The sequence below is a fragment of the Methylobacterium sp. 275MFSha3.1 genome (assembly GCF_900108435.1).
GTDB lineage: Bacteria > Pseudomonadota > Alphaproteobacteria > Rhizobiales > Beijerinckiaceae > Methylobacterium.
This window is the reverse complement of sequence record NZ_FNWP01000013.1, coordinates 46,749-61,625: the sequence shown is the minus strand read 5'-3', so window position 1 is coordinate 61,625 and position 14,877 is coordinate 46,749. Positions and strand designations below refer to the sequence as shown.

Sequence of the window (14,877 nt, the reverse complement as noted above, 5' to 3'; positions counted from 1 at the left end):
CCGCCGGGGGCCCCTTCCCCGCCCGGGAGGCGGGGCGAGACCGCGCCGAGCACGGCATCCACCTCTCGGGCGAGGCCCTGATGGGCCTGCGCCACCTCGCCCGGCGGGGCTCCGCGCCCGCCACCCGGACGCTGGCGGGCCTGCCGGGCGGCATCGTCACCCGGCGCCGCGGGCGCGGGTCGGAGCCGGAGGACGTCCGCCTCTGGTCCGAGGGCGACGACCGCCGCTTCATCGACCGCAACGCCACGGCCCGCACCGGGCAGCTGCACGTCCGCACCCACCACGACGAGCGCGACCGCGCGGTGGTGCTGCTCGCCGATTTCCGGCCCGCGATGCTGTTCGGCACCCGCCGGGCCCTGCGCTCGGTGGCGGCCGCCGAGGCCCTGGCGCTGCTCGGCTGGCGGGTCGCCGCCGACGGCGGCCGGGTCGGCCTCGCGGTCGCCGCGGCCGGGGCGCCGACCGTGCTGCGGCCGGCGGGCGGCGAGCGCGCCATGATCGCGGTCACCGGCGCCCTCGCCCAGGCCCATGCCGACGCGCTGGCGGCCGGGTCCGGCGCGCCGACCCGCGCGGAGCCGCCGCTGGAGGCGACGCTCGCCCTCGCCCGCAGCCTGCTGCCGGCCGGCGGCCACCTCGTCATCGCCAGCGCCCTGGACGATCCCGGGCCGGGCTTCGACGAGCTCCTGACCCTGCTCGCCGAGCGGATCGCCATCCGGCTGATCCTGGTGAGCGACGCCTTCGAGCGCGCCCGGCCGCCGGGCTACTACCCCTTCGCCCTCGCGGACGGCCGCCGCGGGACCGCGCTGCCGACCGCGGGAGGACAGGCGGCCCCGTCCGCCGAGGCCCGGCTCGCCGACTACGCCCGCCGCGGCATCGCGGGCGTGCGCCTCGACGTCGAGACCGGCCCGGAGGCCTACGCGCCGCTCATGGAGCGCCTCGATGCCGTGCTGTGAGGCCGGACCCGGCGGCGCGATCCCCGGCGACCTGATCCGCGGCGGGACCCGATGAATCCCGTCGCGCCCGCCGAGATCCCCCTGTCGCTCGACCAGCTCCGGGGCCTGCACCTGCCCGGCGGCGCCGCCGGCGCGGCGCAGGGCGAGGTCGTGGCCGCGGCCGCCCTGGGCTTCCTCGCCGCCCTGCTGGTCGGGCTCGTGCGCTACGCGCGCGGCCGGGCGCGGGCCACCCTGCGCCGGGCGGCGCTCGCCGAGCTCGCCCGGAGCCGGGGCCTCGACCCGGAGGCGCGCCTCGTCGCCCAGGCCCGGCTGCTGCGCAGACTCGACCGGTCTCTCGACCGGTCCGGCGAGGCCGAGGCAGGGACCGGGACCCGGGCGACGGGCCCGGACTGGGCGGCCCGGCTGGACGGGCTGTTCCGGACCGACTTCTTCACCCGGGGCGCCGGCCGGGTGCTCGCCGACGGGCTGTACCGGCGGCAGGATCCCGACCTCGACGCCCTGGACGCCGAGCTCGCCCGCCTGATCGGGCGGCTGCGGGCATGAGCGGATTCTTGCCCGCGTGGCTCAGCGCGCTCCTGTCGGCCTTCGACCTCGCCGCGCCCTGGGCGCTGCTGGCGCTGCCCCTGCCGCTGCTGGCCGCGCGCCTGATCCCGGCGGAGCCGGAGGGGGGCAGCGGCGCCCTGCGCGTGCCCGCGACCCTGGTGGCCGGCGCGCGCGCCGGCGCCGACCGCGCGGCCCGCGGGCGCCGGCGGGCCCTGCTCACCTGGACGCTGTGGATCGCCCTGGTGGCGGCGCTGTCGGGCCCGCGCCTCGTCATGCCGGCGGCCGCCCTCCCGGCCTCGGGCCGCGAGATCATGATCGCCATGGACCTGTCGGGCTCGATGGAGCGGCGCGACTTCGCCCTCGACGGCGAGACCGTGAACCGGCTCACCGCGGTCAAGCGCGTCGGCACCGACTTCATCCGGCGCCGGGCCGGGGACCGGATCGGCCTCGTGATCTTCGCCGACCAAGCCTACGTGGCGGCGGCGCCGAGCTTCGACACCGCGGCGGTCGCCCGGGCGCTGGACGAGGCCACGATCGGCATCAGCGGCCGCTCCACCGGCATCGGCGACGGCCTCGGGCTCGCCCTGCGCCGGCTGGACCCGCGGGACGCCGGGGGCGACGCCGCCGGGGCCAGGCCGGGCGAGAAGGCCGCGAAGGCCGTGATCCTGCTGTCGGACGGCGCCAACAATGCCGGCCAGACCGCTCCCAAGGACGTGGCCGAGCTCGCCAAGGAACTCGGCATCAAGGTCTACACGATCGCCCTGGGGCCCCGCGACATGGCCGACGCCGACGGCGAGCAGGACGTGGTCGACACCGAGACCCTGCGCGACATGGCGCGGGCGAGCGGCGGCGAGGCCTTCCGGGTCCGCACCACCGAGGATCTGGTCCGGGTCGCCGACGCCATCGACCGGCTGGAGGGCGGCCGCGCCCTCGCCCCGCCCCTACCGCTCCGCCGGGACCTCTGGCCCTGGCCGGCCGCCCTGGCTTTCCTCAGCGCCGCGCTCCTGCTGGCCAGCCGGAGGGGCGCGTGATGGTACGATACCCCGCGCCCCCGACCCTCCCCCGCGTCCCGCGGTGCCGGGGCGCGGCGCCGGCCTCGGCGGCGGGAATGCGGGTCGGAGGGTCCGCCCGATGAGCGCCCTCGACGCCGTCGCCCTCCTGCGCCCCTGGTGGTTCCTGGCGATCCCGGTCGTGGTCCTGCTGGCCCTTCGCGCCGCGTGGCGCTCGGCGCCGCTGGGCGACTGGGCCCGGGCGGTCGACCCGGCGCTGATGGCCCATCTCGCCCGGGCTGGCGCGGTGCTCGGCGGCCGGCGGCAGGCGAACCTCGCCGCCGCGCTGGCGGCCGGGCTGATCGCCCTGGCGCTGACCGGCCCCGCGGTGGAGCGGGCGGACGGGCGGACCTTCCGCAACCTCGACGAGACCGTGCTCGTCGTCGACCTGTCGCGCTCGGTCACCGAGGGCGGCAACCTCCAGGGCGTCCGGCAGGCCGCCGCCGCCGTGGCGGAGGCCGCCGGCACCCAGGCGGTCGCCCTCGTGGTCTACGCGGGCGACGCCTACCTCGCCGCCTCCCCGACCACGGACCGCGACAGCCTCGGCACCACCCTGTTCGCCCTCGACGCCGACACGGTGCCGGACCGCGGCTCGCACCCCGAGCGCGGGCTGGCACTGGCCCGCCGCACCCTCGCGGAGGCCAACGTGGTGGCGGCCGACGTGGTGCTGATCAGCGACGGCGACGGCATCGGCGAGGCCGCCACCCGCGAGGCCCGCGCCATCGCCGAGCACGGCTGGCGGCTCCAGGCCCTCTACGTCCCGGCCGACAAGCCGCTGCCGCCCGGCGCGCCGAAGCCCGACCGGACCGCCCTCGACGCCCTCGCCCGGGCCGGCGGCGGCACGGCCGCCGACATCGCGACCCCGGGCCCGGTGCTCGACGCGGTCGGGGTCGGCCTCGCCCAGCACCTCGCGGCGGGCGGCTACGGCGTCCTGGCCTACGCGGATCTCGGGCGCTGGCTGCTGCTGCTGGCGGCGCTGCCGGCGCTGCTGCTGTTCCGCAGGAGCGCGTGATGCGGCTGACCCTTCCCGAGACCGGCCTCGCCGCCCCGCTCCGGGCCGGCCTGCCGCCGCGCTGGCGGCGGCTCGCCCGGATCGCCGGCCTCGCCCTCGCCGGGATCGGCCTCCTGGCGCTGCTCGCGGTCTCGCAGCCCCGCACCGGCTTCGGGCGGCTGCTGATGGGTCTCGGCCTGCCGGGCCTCGCCGCGGACGTGTTCGTCGATCCGGCCTGGCGCGCCGCCGCGCTCTACGAGGCCGGCCGCTACGAGGAGGCGGTCGCGCTGTTCCGTGCCGGCGGGCGGCGGGCGAGCTACAATCTCGGCAACGCTCTGGCCAGGGCCGGCGACCTTGACGGGGCGCTCGCGGCCTACGACGAGGCGCTGCGCTTCAACCCCCGCGACGCCGACGCCCAGGCCAACCGCTCGCTGATCGCCCGGATGCGAGCCGAGGTGATCGACCGCGGGCCCGGCGGCGGCATCGCCAACGGCACCGCCCAGTACGGCGCCCGCTACAACAACACCGCCAACCAGGACCAGAACAACGACATCAACGCCGCCTCCAGCGGCGAGGGTCTCGCCGGCAACAAGGAATCGAACGCCAGCGCGTCGCTGCCCGGCAACAGCAAGGTCGCCCGCCGCGGCAAGGCCGAGCAGCAGTCGATCGACGCCGGCAAGGGCCAGGCCCGGGGCTCGGCCGGCGACGCCGCCGGCCGCGGCCGGACCGGCGGCGGCTCAGCCATGGTGGCCGAGGCGCCCGAGCGCGAGGTCCGCCGGGTGACCAAGAGCTTCGAGGCCCACGAGATCCGCCCGGACCGGCTCTGGCTCCAGACCCTGCCGGACGATCCCGGCCGCTATCTCAAGCTGCGCCTGCGCGCCGAGCAGACCCGCCGGGTCGAGGCCGGCACCGCGATCCCCGCCGGGAGCAACCCGTGGTAAGTGTTTTCGGCGTTTCCGAGCGGCGCGCCCTGACCCGCGCCCTGACCTGTGCCCTCATCCTCCTCGCGCCCTTCCTCGCCCCCCTGCCCGCCCGGGCCGAGATCGAGCCGGGCGACCTCACGCTGACGGTGACCGCAGAGCTCAACGGCAACAGCGCCCCCTTCCCCCGCGAGATGGTGCTGCTGAAGATCCACGGGGTCTACAAGCAGCCGATCCTGCTCGAGGAGGTGGTGCAGCCCTCTCTCGCGAACTTCTCGTGGACGCAGCTCGGCCGCGACCACTGGAGCCGGACCAAGCTCCCCGACGGCCAGAGCGCCATCGCGTTCGACCGCACCGTAGCGGTCTTCCCGCACCATGCCGGCCAGTTCACCATCGAGCCGTTCGTCCACAAGCTCACCGTCAACGATGTCGGCGAGCGGCGGGTCGTCGAGGTCCGCTCGAAGCCGATCCCCTTCCCGGTCGCACCCTGGACCGAGCCCACCGGCGGCCCCGACGCCAAGGAGCCCTGGTGGCTGCCCGCCAAGGACGTGGCGATCACCGATTCCTGGAGCCCGGACCCGGAGACCATCAAGGTCGGCGAGACCACCCGCCGGATCGTCACCCTGGAGGCCCAGGGCATGGTCGCCGAAGGCCTGCCGCCCCGGCCGGTCATGCGCACCCGCGGCATCATCACCTTCGCGGGCCCTGTCACCCGCGAGACGCTGCTGACGCCCTCGGGACCCGTGGCGCGGGCCACCTACCAGTGGGACGTGAAGCCCGGCGTGCCGGAGATCATCCCCCTCGACGCCATCGCGATCCCGTGGTTCGACACCAACACCCGCACGATGCGCGAGACCGAGATCCCGGCCCGGCAGATCGGCGGCGGCCTGCCCGACCGCGAGACCGAGCGGGCGCCCCCCGCGATCCCCTCGCCCCTCGTCGTCGCCGCCTCGGCGCTCGCCGCCTTCGGGCTGGGCCTCGCGCTGATCGGCTTCGGCCTCGGGCGGCCGCGCCTGCGCCTCTCCGGCGCGGCGCGGCGCTCCTTACGCGCGGCGGCCCGGGCCGGCGACCCGGCCGGGTTCCGCGCGGCCCTCGACGCGGCCCAGCGGGACGCCCCCGACCTCGCCCGGACCTGGCGGGCGCGGCCCGACCTCGCGGCCGCCTTCGCGGCCCTCGACCGGGCGCTCTTCGGCGCGGCGGGCGCGCCCGTCCCGGATCTCCGGGCCCTGGCCCAAGCCCTGTCGCGCGCCGCGCCGGGCGGAGCCGCGCCCGCCGCGGCGGACCGGCTCGCACCGCTCGACGGCCCGATCCGCTGAGCGCGGCGCGGCTCCGCATCTCGTGAAGGCGGGCGCGGGAACGCCCGCCGGGATCGGGATTTGGGCTGCCGGAACCGACCGGCACCGGAGAGCCCCATGCCCGCGACCCCGCACCGATCCGCCCGCGCCGCCACGCGCCGCCCGACCATGGGCGCCCCGACCGTCGCCCTCGCCACCGCCCTCGTGACCCTCCTGGTCCTGCCGGCCGCGCTGCCGTCGGCGGCCCTCGCCCGGTCCTCCGGCACCGAGCGCGCGCTGAAGATGGTCGACACCGACCACGACGGCACGATCGACCTGGCCGAGGCCCAGGCCGCCGCCGGCAAGGTCTTCGACGCCGCCGAGACCGACAAGGACGGCACCGTCGACGCCAGGGAGCTGAAGGGCCGGCTCAGCAAGAAGGACTTGAAGGCCGCCGACACCGATTCCGACGGCACCCTCGACCGCAAGGAATACCTAGCCCTGGTCGCGCAGCGCTTCAAGGCGGCCGATCCCGACAACGACGGCACCCTCGACGCCGAGGAGCTCAAGACTCCGGCGGGGCGCAGCCTCCTTCAGCTCCTGAAGTAAGCGCACCTCCCGGACCTGCCGCCGTTGCACAGTTCATGAGCAAGTATTATTCCTGTGCAACGGCTCACGTTCTGAGCAGGCATCAATATTTTGCACTATCTTGCGTCATCTGAATTGGCCTCGTAGGTTTCGGTTATCCGAGCGGTAAAGCATCGGGTGAACCACCAGGGAGGAGCGCGATGGCACGCGCCAACGAGGTCAAGGACAGGTTTCGCGCGCGGCTGCAGGCGGCCGACGAGCGCAGCAACGACTTCCGGCGGAAGCTGCTCGAGGACGGGTCCCGGGCGCTCCAGCCCGTCATGGGCGTGCTGAACCTGATGGCCGAGGTCCTCAACGAGGAGGACAACGTCCACGGCAGCATCACCGGCCTCGAGGCGAAGATCGATCAGGACAACTTCATCAGCCTGTGCGCGCAGCTGCGCGGCACCGAGTCCGAGCAGAAGATCAAGATCAAGTACGGTCCGGAACTCGGCGGCAGCAACTACATCTCGGTCTCGGGCCTGAACCAGCGCTACAACGAGCGCCTCGTGCCGGGGGCGGCGAGCTGCTCCATCGGCCGGACGGTCGGCAGCGACATCCAGCTCGACGAGCACCGGGGCGACGAGCTGGCCGAGGTGGTCCGCGAGGTCGTCGAGGACTTCTACGCGGCCCAGATCGAGCAGCGCAGCCACTTCGCCTACGCGCGCTGACACCGGCGGCGCCGCGAACCGATCCGCGCGCCGCCGGCATCCGCCGGCCCGCCCCCGTCCTCGGGGGGACGGCCGGACCCCGCCGAAGGGTCAAGCCCTTCGGAGGCCCCGCCTCAATCGGCGATGAACTTCAGCCGGTGGTCGCGGTAGAGGTCGACGATCGCCGCGGCGGTCTCCTCGATGGACCGGCGGGTGACGTCGATCGTCGGCCAGCGGTTCTTGGTGAATAGCCGGCGGGACATGGTGATCTCGTCCGCCACCGCCGAGCGGTCGACGTAGAGGGACGATTCGTCGGCGTTGAGGCTCGACAGCCGGTTCTGCCGGATCTGCACGATGCGCTCGGGCGACGCGAACAGGCCGACCACGAGAGGCTTGCGGGCCCGCTCGATCGCCGGCGGCAGCGGCATGCCCGGCACCAGCGGCAGGTTGGTGGTCTTGAGGCCGCGATTGGCGAGGTAGATCGAGGTCGGCGTCTTCGATGTCCGGCTGACGCCGAGCAGGATCACGTCGGCCTCCTCCAGATTGTCCGGCAGGTTGCCGTCGTCGTGGGCCAGCGTGAAGTTCATCGCGTCGATGCGCTTGAAGTACTCGGCGTTCAGCATGTGCTGGGCGCCGGGCCGCGCCGTGGTCTCGGCGCCGAGATACGCGCGCAGCAGGTCGTGGACCGGCCGCAGCACCGACAGGCACGGCGAGCCGGTCTCCCGGGCGACCTCCTCCAGCCGCTCGCCGAGGTCTCCCCCCACCAGCGTGTAGAGGACGAGGCCCGGCGCGGCCCGGATCTCCGAGATCACCCGGTCGAGCTGCGCGGCCGAGCGCACCAGCGGGTAGACGTGCTCGATCGCCGACACGCCCTCGTACTGGGCGGCGGCCGCGCGCCCGACATTGATCAGCGTCTCGCCGGTGGAGTCGGAGACGAGGTGGAGGTGGAAGTAGCTGCGGCCCATTCCGATCGCCTCTGCGGTCGACCTCTCGGCCGACTGTGCGGTCGCCTCGCGCGGCGCCCACGTTGTCCACCGCCGGCCGCCAGGGGAGTCGATGAGTGTGGATAGGATGCCCCGCCGGGCCGGTCCAGGGCGATCCCGGTGCGCGCTGTCGACTCCGCCGTTCACAGGCAGATGATCGGGACGCGCCGAATCCGGCTCTCTGGACGAATCGGCCGCGAATCCGGCGCCCGTACACGACTCGGCGTTGCCAAGGCGCTGTCGGACCATCCGGTTCTCGCAAGTTGGCGGAAATCCTTTAAAGCCCCGTTAACGGCGCGGCGGCGGGGACCGCCTGTGGACGCTTTTGTGCCCCCGAGATTCGGCCCCCCAGAAGAAAAAACAGACTCCAAGATTCTCTCTTATCTTTTCGAAGGGGCCTGTGTGGGGATCGGCGCGCCTCGACTCGACAGGACGCCCGCCGACGGGCATGCGGGGTGAGGGATACGGGATGGGAGCGACCATGACGGGGACGGAGCGCGAGCCCGGGCAGACGACGTCGGGGACGACGTCCGAGCGCAAGGTGCTGCGGGTCCTCGAGGGCGAGGCGATCGGGCCGCCCCCCGCCTGGATGATGCGCCAGGCCGGGCGCTACCTGCCGGAATACCGGGCGACCCGGGCCGAGGCCGGCTCGTTCCTCGACCTCTGCTACAGCCCGGACTTCGCCGTCGAGGTGACGCTCCAGCCGATCCGGCGCTTCGGCTTCGACGCGGCGATCCTGTTCTCCGACATCCTGGTCGTCCCCCACGCGCTCGGCCAGGACGTGCGCTTCGTGGAGGGCGAGGGACCGCGCCTCGACCCGCTCGACGGTCGGGACGCGTTCGCGCGCCTGCGGGAGGCCGGCGACCCGGCGATCATGACCCACCTCGCGCCGGTCTTCGAGACGGTGACGCGGCTGCGGGCCGAATTGCCGGGCGAGACGACGCTGCTCGGCTTCTGCGGCGCGCCCTGGACGGTGGCGAGCTACATGATCGGCGGCCGCGGCACGCTGGACCTCGCCCCCGCGCGGGCGCTCGCCGAGGGCGACACCGCCCTGGTCGACACCCTGATCGACCGCCTCGTCGCCGTGCAGACCGAGTACCTCGTGCGCCAGCTCGAGGCCGGTGCCGACGCGGTGCAGATCTTCGAGTCCCACGCCGGCACCCTGCCGCGTGCCGTGCCCTCTGCCGTTCCGGCCTCGGGCGGCACGGTCGAGCCCGTCGGCGATGTCGCCGAGAGCGCCTTGCCGGGCGCACCTGCCTCCGATGCCCTCACCCGCTGGTCGCTGCGGCCGATCGCCCGCATGGTGGCGGGCGTCCGCGCCCGGGTGCCGGGGGCGAAGATCATCGTGTTCGCCCGCGGCTCGGGCCTCGACGGCCACGCCCGGGTGGTGCCGGAGACCGGCGCCGACGCCGTCGGCGTCGACTGGGGCGTGGACCTGAAGGCCCTGCGGGACACGGTGCCGGCCGCGACGGTGACGCAGGGCAACCTGCATCCCGACACGCTGATCGTGGGCGGCGCGGCCCTCGACGCGGCGGTGGACGCGGTGCTCGCGGCGACCGCCGGCCAGCCGCACATCTTCAACCTCGGCCACGGCATCACGCCGCAGACGCCGGTGGCCCATGTCGAGCGGATGCTCGCGCGGCTGCGTGGCCAGGGCTGAGGCCGCGCGTGCTGTACGACTGGATCAAGGCCCTCCACGTCATCAGCCTGATCGCCTGGATGGCCGGGATGCTCTACCTGCCCCGGCTGTTCGTCTACCACGCGAGCCTGCCGCCCGGCGCGGAGGCGCAGTCCGCGACCTTCAAGGTGATGGAGCGCCGCCTGCTCAAGGCGATCATGAACCCCGCCATGATCGCCACCTGGGCGTTCGGGCTGGCGCTCGCCTGGATGAGCGGCTTCTACGCGAGCGTCTGGCTGCAGGCGAAGTTCGCGCTGGTGCTCGCGATGTCGGGCATCCACGGCTGGCTCGCCCGGATGGTCAAGGATTTCGCCGCCGACCGGAACACCCGTGGGCACAAGTTCTACCGGGTACTCAACGAGGTGCCGACGCTGCTGATGATCGGCATCGTCATCCTGGCGATCGTCAAGCCGGGCCTCTGATCCCGCGATCCGGCGATCCTGTGATCCCGGCCGGAGCCTTTCCGCGGCCGGCCCGTTGGGAGGCCATGTCGAAGCCTCTCGTCCTCGCCCTCGCGCTGGCCGCCCTCGCGGGCCCGGTCGCCGGCGCGATCACCGCGTCTCCCGCCCGGGCCGCGAGCTTCCCGTGCGACAGGGCCGAGGCCCCCGACGAGAAGGCGATCTGCGCCCATCTCCCCCTCAACGACCGGGACGTCGAGATGGCGACCCGGTTCGAGATCCTGAAGAGCGTGCTTCCGATGGGCGGCCAGGCCAAGCTGCGCGACGACCAGGAGGCGTGGCTGACGGAGCGTCGCGCCTGCGGCGGCGACGTCGGCTGCCTGACGGCCGCCTACGACGCCCGGCTGAAGGTCCTGCGCGGGGTCCTGGCGGAGTTCGCCAAGCAGGGCCCGTGAGGTCCCGCGCTCAGGCCGCGCGCGGCAGGGCCGCGGCGTCGACGCGGCAATCCGGCCGGCACGCCGCCACGCAGGCGCGCGCCAGCGCCTCGGTGGCGTCGACCAGCAGGCCCGACGGGTCGCTCCCGGCGAGCGCGAGCGGGATCTCCGTGCAGGCCATCACCACCCGGTCGCAGCCGGCCTCGGCCAGCGCCCGGACCTGCGCCTCCAGCAGCGGCGTCGCCTCGGCCACCCGGTGCGCCTTCACCAGCCGGATCGCCGCCGACACCGCGGCCTGACCCGCCTCATCGGGCGCGCGGCACGCGAGCCCGTGCCGCGCCAGCCGCTCCGGGTAGAGCCCGGACCGCAGGGTGCCGTCGGTGGCGAGCAGGCCGATCCGGCCGCCGCTCCCGGTCCGCGCCAGGGTCTCGGCCAGGGTCTCGGCCAGGGTCTTGGCCACCGCGTCGACGATGTGGAGGATCGGCAGGGCGGTCGCGGCCTGCAGCGCCGCGTGCCAGTGATGAGCGGTGTTGCAGGGGATCGCGATCCGGGTGGCGCCGCCGGCCTCGAGGCGCGCCAGGGCGGCGCGGAGCGCCGGCAGCGGGTCCGGGCCGGTGCCCAGGATCGCGTCGGCGCGGTCGGGGATGTCGACGGCCGAGCAGACCAGGGTCGGGATGTGGTCCTGATCGCGCCCCGCGGGCGTCGCCCGCACGAGCTTGGCCAGGAAATCCACCGTGGCCATCGGGCCCATCCCGCCGAGTACACCGAGCATCGCCGCCTCCGACCGTCGCGGCCGCCGTGATGGGCCGCGGCGGGGCGGGAATCCAATGCCGTGTCGGCACCGGCCATGCCGATCTGGCACCGGTTCCTAGAGTTCGGCCGCTAGGGCGGCGGCCGCGGCCCAGACCGCCGCGACCGCGCCGCCGCGACCGGCCCTGCAGTAGAGCCGGATCTCCAGCGGCGTGCCCGGCCCGGCCGCCACGAGGCTGCCGTCGGCGAGCTCGCGGGCGACGAGGCTCTCGGGCAGCCACGCGCGGCCGTGGCCCGCGAGGACCATGAACTTCAGGGCCTCCGCCATGGCGTTCTCATTGACGTGAGCGGCCGCCGCCCCGTCACCGGCGAGCGCCGCGACCCGGCCCAGGAACGAGTCCCGGGGGTAGCCGAGCCCGGGCCGGTCCGCGGCCGGCCCCGGCCGGTGCACCGGCACGAGGCTGTCCCGGCCGATGGTCAAGTGCGGGAAGGCGGCCGGGTCGAGGGGGATCGGCACCAGGGGATGGTGGTAGGTCAGCAGCAGGTCGTAGCCGCCCTCGGCCAGCGCCTGCACGCAGGCGTGGAAATCGTCCGGCAGGAGCCGGCTGCCGAGCGGCCCGGTGCGGGCCTCGACGTCGCGGAACCAGCCCGGGAAGACGGTCAGCGCCAGGGTGTGGAGCGCCGCCACCGAAACGGTCCGCGGCGGCGGCCGGATCCGGGCGCGGAGCGCGTCGCGGCTGCCGTGGAGCCGCCGCACGGTCTCCTCGGCGGTCTCCAGGAACAGCCGGCCCTCCGGCGTCAGGGCCGTCGGGTAGGTGCTGCGGTCGACCAGCGCGACCCCGAGCCAGCCTTCGAGCGCCCGGATGCGGCGGCCGAAGGCCGGCTGGGTGACGTGGCGCTCGACCGCCGAGCGCGAGAAGCTGCCGGTGCGCGCGAGGCTCAGGAAGTCCTCGAGCCATTTCAGCTCCATCTCGGCTCCATCGCGCGGCGGTCTCAGAGCCGCGCCAGGAGCCGCTCCGCCAGCGGGTTCTCGGCCGCGAAGGCGTAGTCGACCCGCCGCACCGTGACGGCCCGCGCGCCGGCCTCGACCAGGGCGCCGGCGAGCTCGAACACCGCGGCCTCCCGGCAGCGCAGGACGATCTCGCCCTCCGGCCCCCGCGGCGCGCCGTAGGGCAATTCGGCCTCGTGCAGGCCCGCGATCGTGGCGAGGTCGATCGTGCCGCTCTCCGGCAGGGCGGCGCGCACCTCGCGGGTGGTCCGGGCGCGCTCCTCGGCGGCGATGCGGCCGAGCACCGTGCGGAGCGCGGCCCGCTGGCCCTCGCCCCAGGGGGCCTTCAGCGAGGCGACGAGGTTCGCCTCCGAGCGCAGGATGATGCCGTCGTCCAGCACCTTCAGGGCGTTGGCCGAGAGCGTCGCCCCCGTGGTGGTGATGTCGACCACGATCTCGGCCGAGCCCGCCGCCGGCGCCCCCTCGGTGGCGCCCAGGCTCTCGACGATCCGGTAATCGGCGACGCCCTTCTCGGCGAAGAACCGGCGGGTCAGGTTCACGTACTTGGTGGCGACCCGCAGGCGCCGGCCGTGGCGGGTCCGCATGCCGGCCGCGACCTCGTCGAGGTCGGACATGTCGCGCACGTCGATCCAGGCCTGGGGCACGGCCACCACCACGGTGGCGTTGCCGAAGCCGAGCGGCGTCAGCAGCTCGACCTGGTCGCGCACGTCCGGCAGGGTCTCGCGGATCAGGTCCTCGCCGGTGACGCCGAGATGGGCGGCGCCCGAGGCGAGCTGCGCGGCGATCTCGGAGGCCGAGAGGTAGCGCACCTCGACGTCGGGCACGCCGATGAGCTTGCCCCGATAGTCGCGGGCGCCCGCGCCCTGCGCGAGCTTCAGCCCGGCCCGGCCGAAGAACGCGCTGGCATTCTCCTGCAGGCGGCCCTTGGACGGGACGGCGAGGATCAGCGGCATGGCGGCCGCGTCCGAGGCACTCATCGGCCGGCTCCCGCCACGCGCTCGATCCAGAAGGTGCATCCCACCGCCGGCAACGGCGCCGGGCTGCCGAGATGGCCGAGCAGGCCGTCGTAGCGGCCGCCGCCGACCAGGGTCGGGCCGTCCCGCTCGGTCACCTCGAAGATGAAGCCGGTGTAGTAGTCGAGGTTGCGGGCGAAGCCGCCCTGGAAGCGGAAGCGCTCGATCGGCAGGCCGCGGGCCGCGATGAAGCCGGTGCGCTCCTCGAACAGGTCGAGGGCGGCCGCGAGGGCGTCGTGCCGCAGGCCCGCGTCGGCGACGAGCGCCCGCAGGTCGCGGGCGGCGGCGTCCGGATGGCCGGCGATCGCCCGGTAGCGGTCGAGGAGCGCGCGGTTCTCCGCGTTGAGCCCGGCGCCGCCATGGGCCTGCGCGGCGGCCTTGGCGAGGAAGCGCTCGGCGATCTCGCCGGCGCTGCGCCCGCCCACCGCCGAGATCCCGGCGATCGCCAGCACGTCCTCCACGAAGGCGCGCACGCCCCGCGGGTCCTGGCCCTGGATCGCCGCCAGCAGGCCCGCGTGGGGATCCTCGGGACGGGTGCCCTCGGCGCCGTTGGTGACGGCGTCCAGCGAGCGCCCGGCGGCCAGCGCCCGGAGCGTCCGGCGCTTGGCGGCGGGCGGGACCGCGAGCCCGTCGAGGAGCGCCACGGTCAGGCCCATATCGCCGAGCCGCACCGCCGGGTCGGTCCGGCCGAACAGGGCGAGGCCCTCCAGGGCGAGGCCCAGCACCTCGGCGTCGGCCGCCGGCGTGTCGGTCCGCCCGATCGACTCGATCCCGGCCTGGAAGAACTCGTCGGGCTCGTCGGCGGCGAGCCGGAAGACCGGGCCGCAATAGCTGTAATCGGCCGCCTGCCCGTCGGCCTCTGCCCGGTGCAGGCGGCAGACCGGGATGGTGAATTCGGGCCGCAGGCACAGCTCGGCGCCGCCCGCATCCTGGGTGACGAAGATCCGCCGGCGGATATCCTCGCCCGAGAGTTCGAGGAACGGCTCCAGCGGCTGCAGCACCGGTGGCGTCACGGGCCGGTAGCCCGCCGCCGCCAGATGCGCGGAGAGCCGCGCGCGCGCCGCGTCCCCCGCCCCCGTCTCGCCCGCCTCCGGTCGTGTCATCGCGATCCACCTCGCGGGGCAATCCACCTCGCGGGCGCTCTGTAGCAACCGCGACCGGACTTGGCGACACGCACCCGGGAAGCGTGGGGCCGGCGCGCCGCGCAGGACTGCGCAGACCCCGCGCCGCGGCCGGATTCCGCTACGGCGTCAGTGACCGGACCGGCTCAGAGCGGCTCAGAGTGGCTCAGAGTGGCCGGAGGCTGCCGAGGCGCGCGCCGCGCGGGCGCCGGACCGGCTTGCGGCGGGCGAGCACGGTCAGGGCGGGCGCCCCCGCCATCCCGGCGCTCAGGATCGGCGCGCTGCCGGTCCCGGGCGTGGCCTGCGCGACGGCGCTGGGCAGCCGGCCGAGGACCGGCCGGGCGGCCCAGACGGGTCCCGCGCCGGCGCAGACCAGGCCGAAGGACAGGACGAGGATCTTCGCGCGCATCCCGACATCTCCGCGGCACCGACCGACGACAACGCCGCCGGAGCCTCTGCGTTCGACGTGCGGTTCGACTTACGGTTC

General features: G+C 75.1%; 17 protein-coding genes. 11 read left to right on the top strand and 6 right to left on the bottom strand.

What is annotated here, in order from left to right; all coding sequences use genetic code 11:
• The first annotated feature begins 80 nt into the window (after positions 1 to 80).
• The 8 genes from BLW78_RS16840 to BLW78_RS16805 all read left to right on the top strand — a co-directional run bounded on the left by BLW78_RS16840 (position 81) and on the right by BLW78_RS16805 (position 7,025).
• Positions 81 to 950 (top strand): DUF58 domain-containing protein, encoded by an 870-nt coding sequence (locus BLW78_RS16840; RefSeq protein ID WP_170855177.1) that lies wholly within the window; start codon positions 81 to 83, stop codon positions 948 to 950.
• Positions 951 to 1,001: 51 nt separating this feature from the next.
• Positions 1,002 to 1,493: a DUF4381 family protein gene (locus tag BLW78_RS16835; protein WP_091680955.1), complete on the top strand. Its 492-nt coding sequence runs from the start codon at positions 1,002 to 1,004 to the stop codon at positions 1,491 to 1,493.
• 8 nt (positions 1,494 to 1,501) lie between these two features.
• Positions 1,502 to 2,524 carry a VWA domain-containing protein gene (locus tag BLW78_RS16830; RefSeq protein WP_026605067.1) on the top strand — a complete coding sequence of 341 codons (1,023 nt, stop codon included), beginning with the start codon at positions 1,502 to 1,504 and terminating at the stop codon, positions 2,522 to 2,524.
• A 100-nt stretch (positions 2,525 to 2,624) separates the two neighbouring features.
• Positions 2,625 to 3,554: a VWA domain-containing protein gene (locus BLW78_RS16825; protein ID WP_091680954.1), complete on the top strand. Its 930-nt coding sequence runs from the start codon at positions 2,625 to 2,627 to the stop codon at positions 3,552 to 3,554.
• Positions 3,554 to 4,474: a tetratricopeptide repeat protein gene (locus BLW78_RS16820; protein ID WP_042672380.1), complete on the top strand. Its 921-nt coding sequence runs from the start codon at positions 3,554 to 3,556 to the stop codon at positions 4,472 to 4,474. The genes BLW78_RS16825 and BLW78_RS16820 overlap by 1 nt, the downstream gene beginning before the upstream one ends.
• Positions 4,468 to 5,769 carry a BatD family protein gene (locus BLW78_RS16815; RefSeq protein ID WP_091680952.1) on the top strand — a complete coding sequence of 434 codons (1,302 nt, stop codon included), beginning with the start codon at positions 4,468 to 4,470 and terminating at the stop codon, positions 5,767 to 5,769. Before BLW78_RS16820 ends, BLW78_RS16815 begins: the two co-directional genes overlap by 7 nt.
• Before the next feature lie 96 nt (positions 5,770 to 5,865).
• Positions 5,866 to 6,336, top strand: a complete 471-nt coding sequence (locus tag BLW78_RS16810) for an EF-hand domain-containing protein (protein WP_170855175.1) — start codon at positions 5,866 to 5,868, stop codon at positions 6,334 to 6,336.
• 179 nt (positions 6,337 to 6,515) lie between these two features.
• Positions 6,516 to 7,025, top strand: coding sequence for a hypothetical protein (locus BLW78_RS16805; RefSeq protein ID WP_042672382.1), 510 nt, complete (start codon positions 6,516 to 6,518; stop codon positions 7,023 to 7,025).
• A 113-nt stretch (positions 7,026 to 7,138) separates the two neighbouring features.
• Here BLW78_RS16805 and BLW78_RS16800 read toward each other — a convergent pair whose 3' ends face one another.
• Positions 7,139 to 7,969, bottom strand: a complete 831-nt coding sequence (locus BLW78_RS16800; RefSeq protein ID WP_020094046.1) for a pyruvate, water dikinase regulatory protein — start codon at positions 7,967 to 7,969, stop codon at positions 7,139 to 7,141.
• A gap of 487 nt (positions 7,970 to 8,456) precedes the next feature.
• Here BLW78_RS16800 and BLW78_RS16795 point away from each other — a divergent pair, with 487 nt between their 5' ends.
• From BLW78_RS16795 to BLW78_RS16785, 3 genes are all read left to right on the top strand, one after another.
• Positions 8,457 to 9,647 carry a uroporphyrinogen decarboxylase gene (locus BLW78_RS16795; RefSeq protein WP_170855174.1) on the top strand — a complete coding sequence of 397 codons (1,191 nt, stop codon included), beginning with the start codon at positions 8,457 to 8,459 and terminating at the stop codon, positions 9,645 to 9,647.
• Positions 9,648 to 9,655: 8 nt separating this feature from the next.
• Positions 9,656 to 10,087: a protoporphyrinogen oxidase HemJ gene (gene hemJ / locus BLW78_RS16790; protein WP_091680950.1), complete on the top strand. Its 432-nt coding sequence runs from the start codon at positions 9,656 to 9,658 to the stop codon at positions 10,085 to 10,087.
• 65 nt (positions 10,088 to 10,152) lie between these two features.
• Positions 10,153 to 10,518, top strand: a complete 366-nt coding sequence (locus tag BLW78_RS16785; protein ID WP_020094049.1) for a lysozyme inhibitor LprI family protein — start codon at positions 10,153 to 10,155, stop codon at positions 10,516 to 10,518.
• A 10-nt stretch (positions 10,519 to 10,528) separates the two neighbouring features.
• On the opposite strand, the gene BLW78_RS16780 is transcribed toward BLW78_RS16785, so the two are convergent.
• From BLW78_RS16780 to BLW78_RS16760, 5 genes are all read right to left on the bottom strand, one after another.
• Positions 10,529 to 11,269 (bottom strand): cysteate racemase, encoded by a 741-nt coding sequence (locus BLW78_RS16780; RefSeq protein WP_091680948.1) that lies wholly within the window; start codon positions 11,267 to 11,269, stop codon positions 10,529 to 10,531.
• Positions 11,270 to 11,365: 96 nt separating this feature from the next.
• Positions 11,366 to 12,217: a LysR family transcriptional regulator gene (locus BLW78_RS16775; RefSeq protein ID WP_091680946.1), complete on the bottom strand. Its 852-nt coding sequence runs from the start codon at positions 12,215 to 12,217 to the stop codon at positions 11,366 to 11,368.
• 23 nt (positions 12,218 to 12,240) lie between these two features.
• Entirely contained in the window at positions 12,241 to 13,233 is a 993-nt protein-coding gene (hisG, locus tag BLW78_RS16770) for an ATP phosphoribosyltransferase (protein WP_091680945.1), read from the bottom strand.
• Positions 13,230 to 14,372 carry an ATP phosphoribosyltransferase regulatory subunit gene (locus tag BLW78_RS16765; RefSeq protein WP_091680943.1) on the bottom strand — a complete coding sequence of 381 codons (1,143 nt, stop codon included), beginning with the start codon at positions 14,370 to 14,372 and terminating at the stop codon, positions 13,230 to 13,232. Before BLW78_RS16765 ends, hisG begins: the two co-directional genes overlap by 4 nt.
• A 184-nt stretch (positions 14,373 to 14,556) precedes the next feature.
• Positions 14,557 to 14,799 (bottom strand): hypothetical protein, encoded by a 243-nt coding sequence (locus BLW78_RS16760; protein ID WP_091680942.1) that lies wholly within the window; start codon positions 14,797 to 14,799, stop codon positions 14,557 to 14,559.
• Positions 14,800 to 14,877 lie beyond the last annotated feature (78 nt).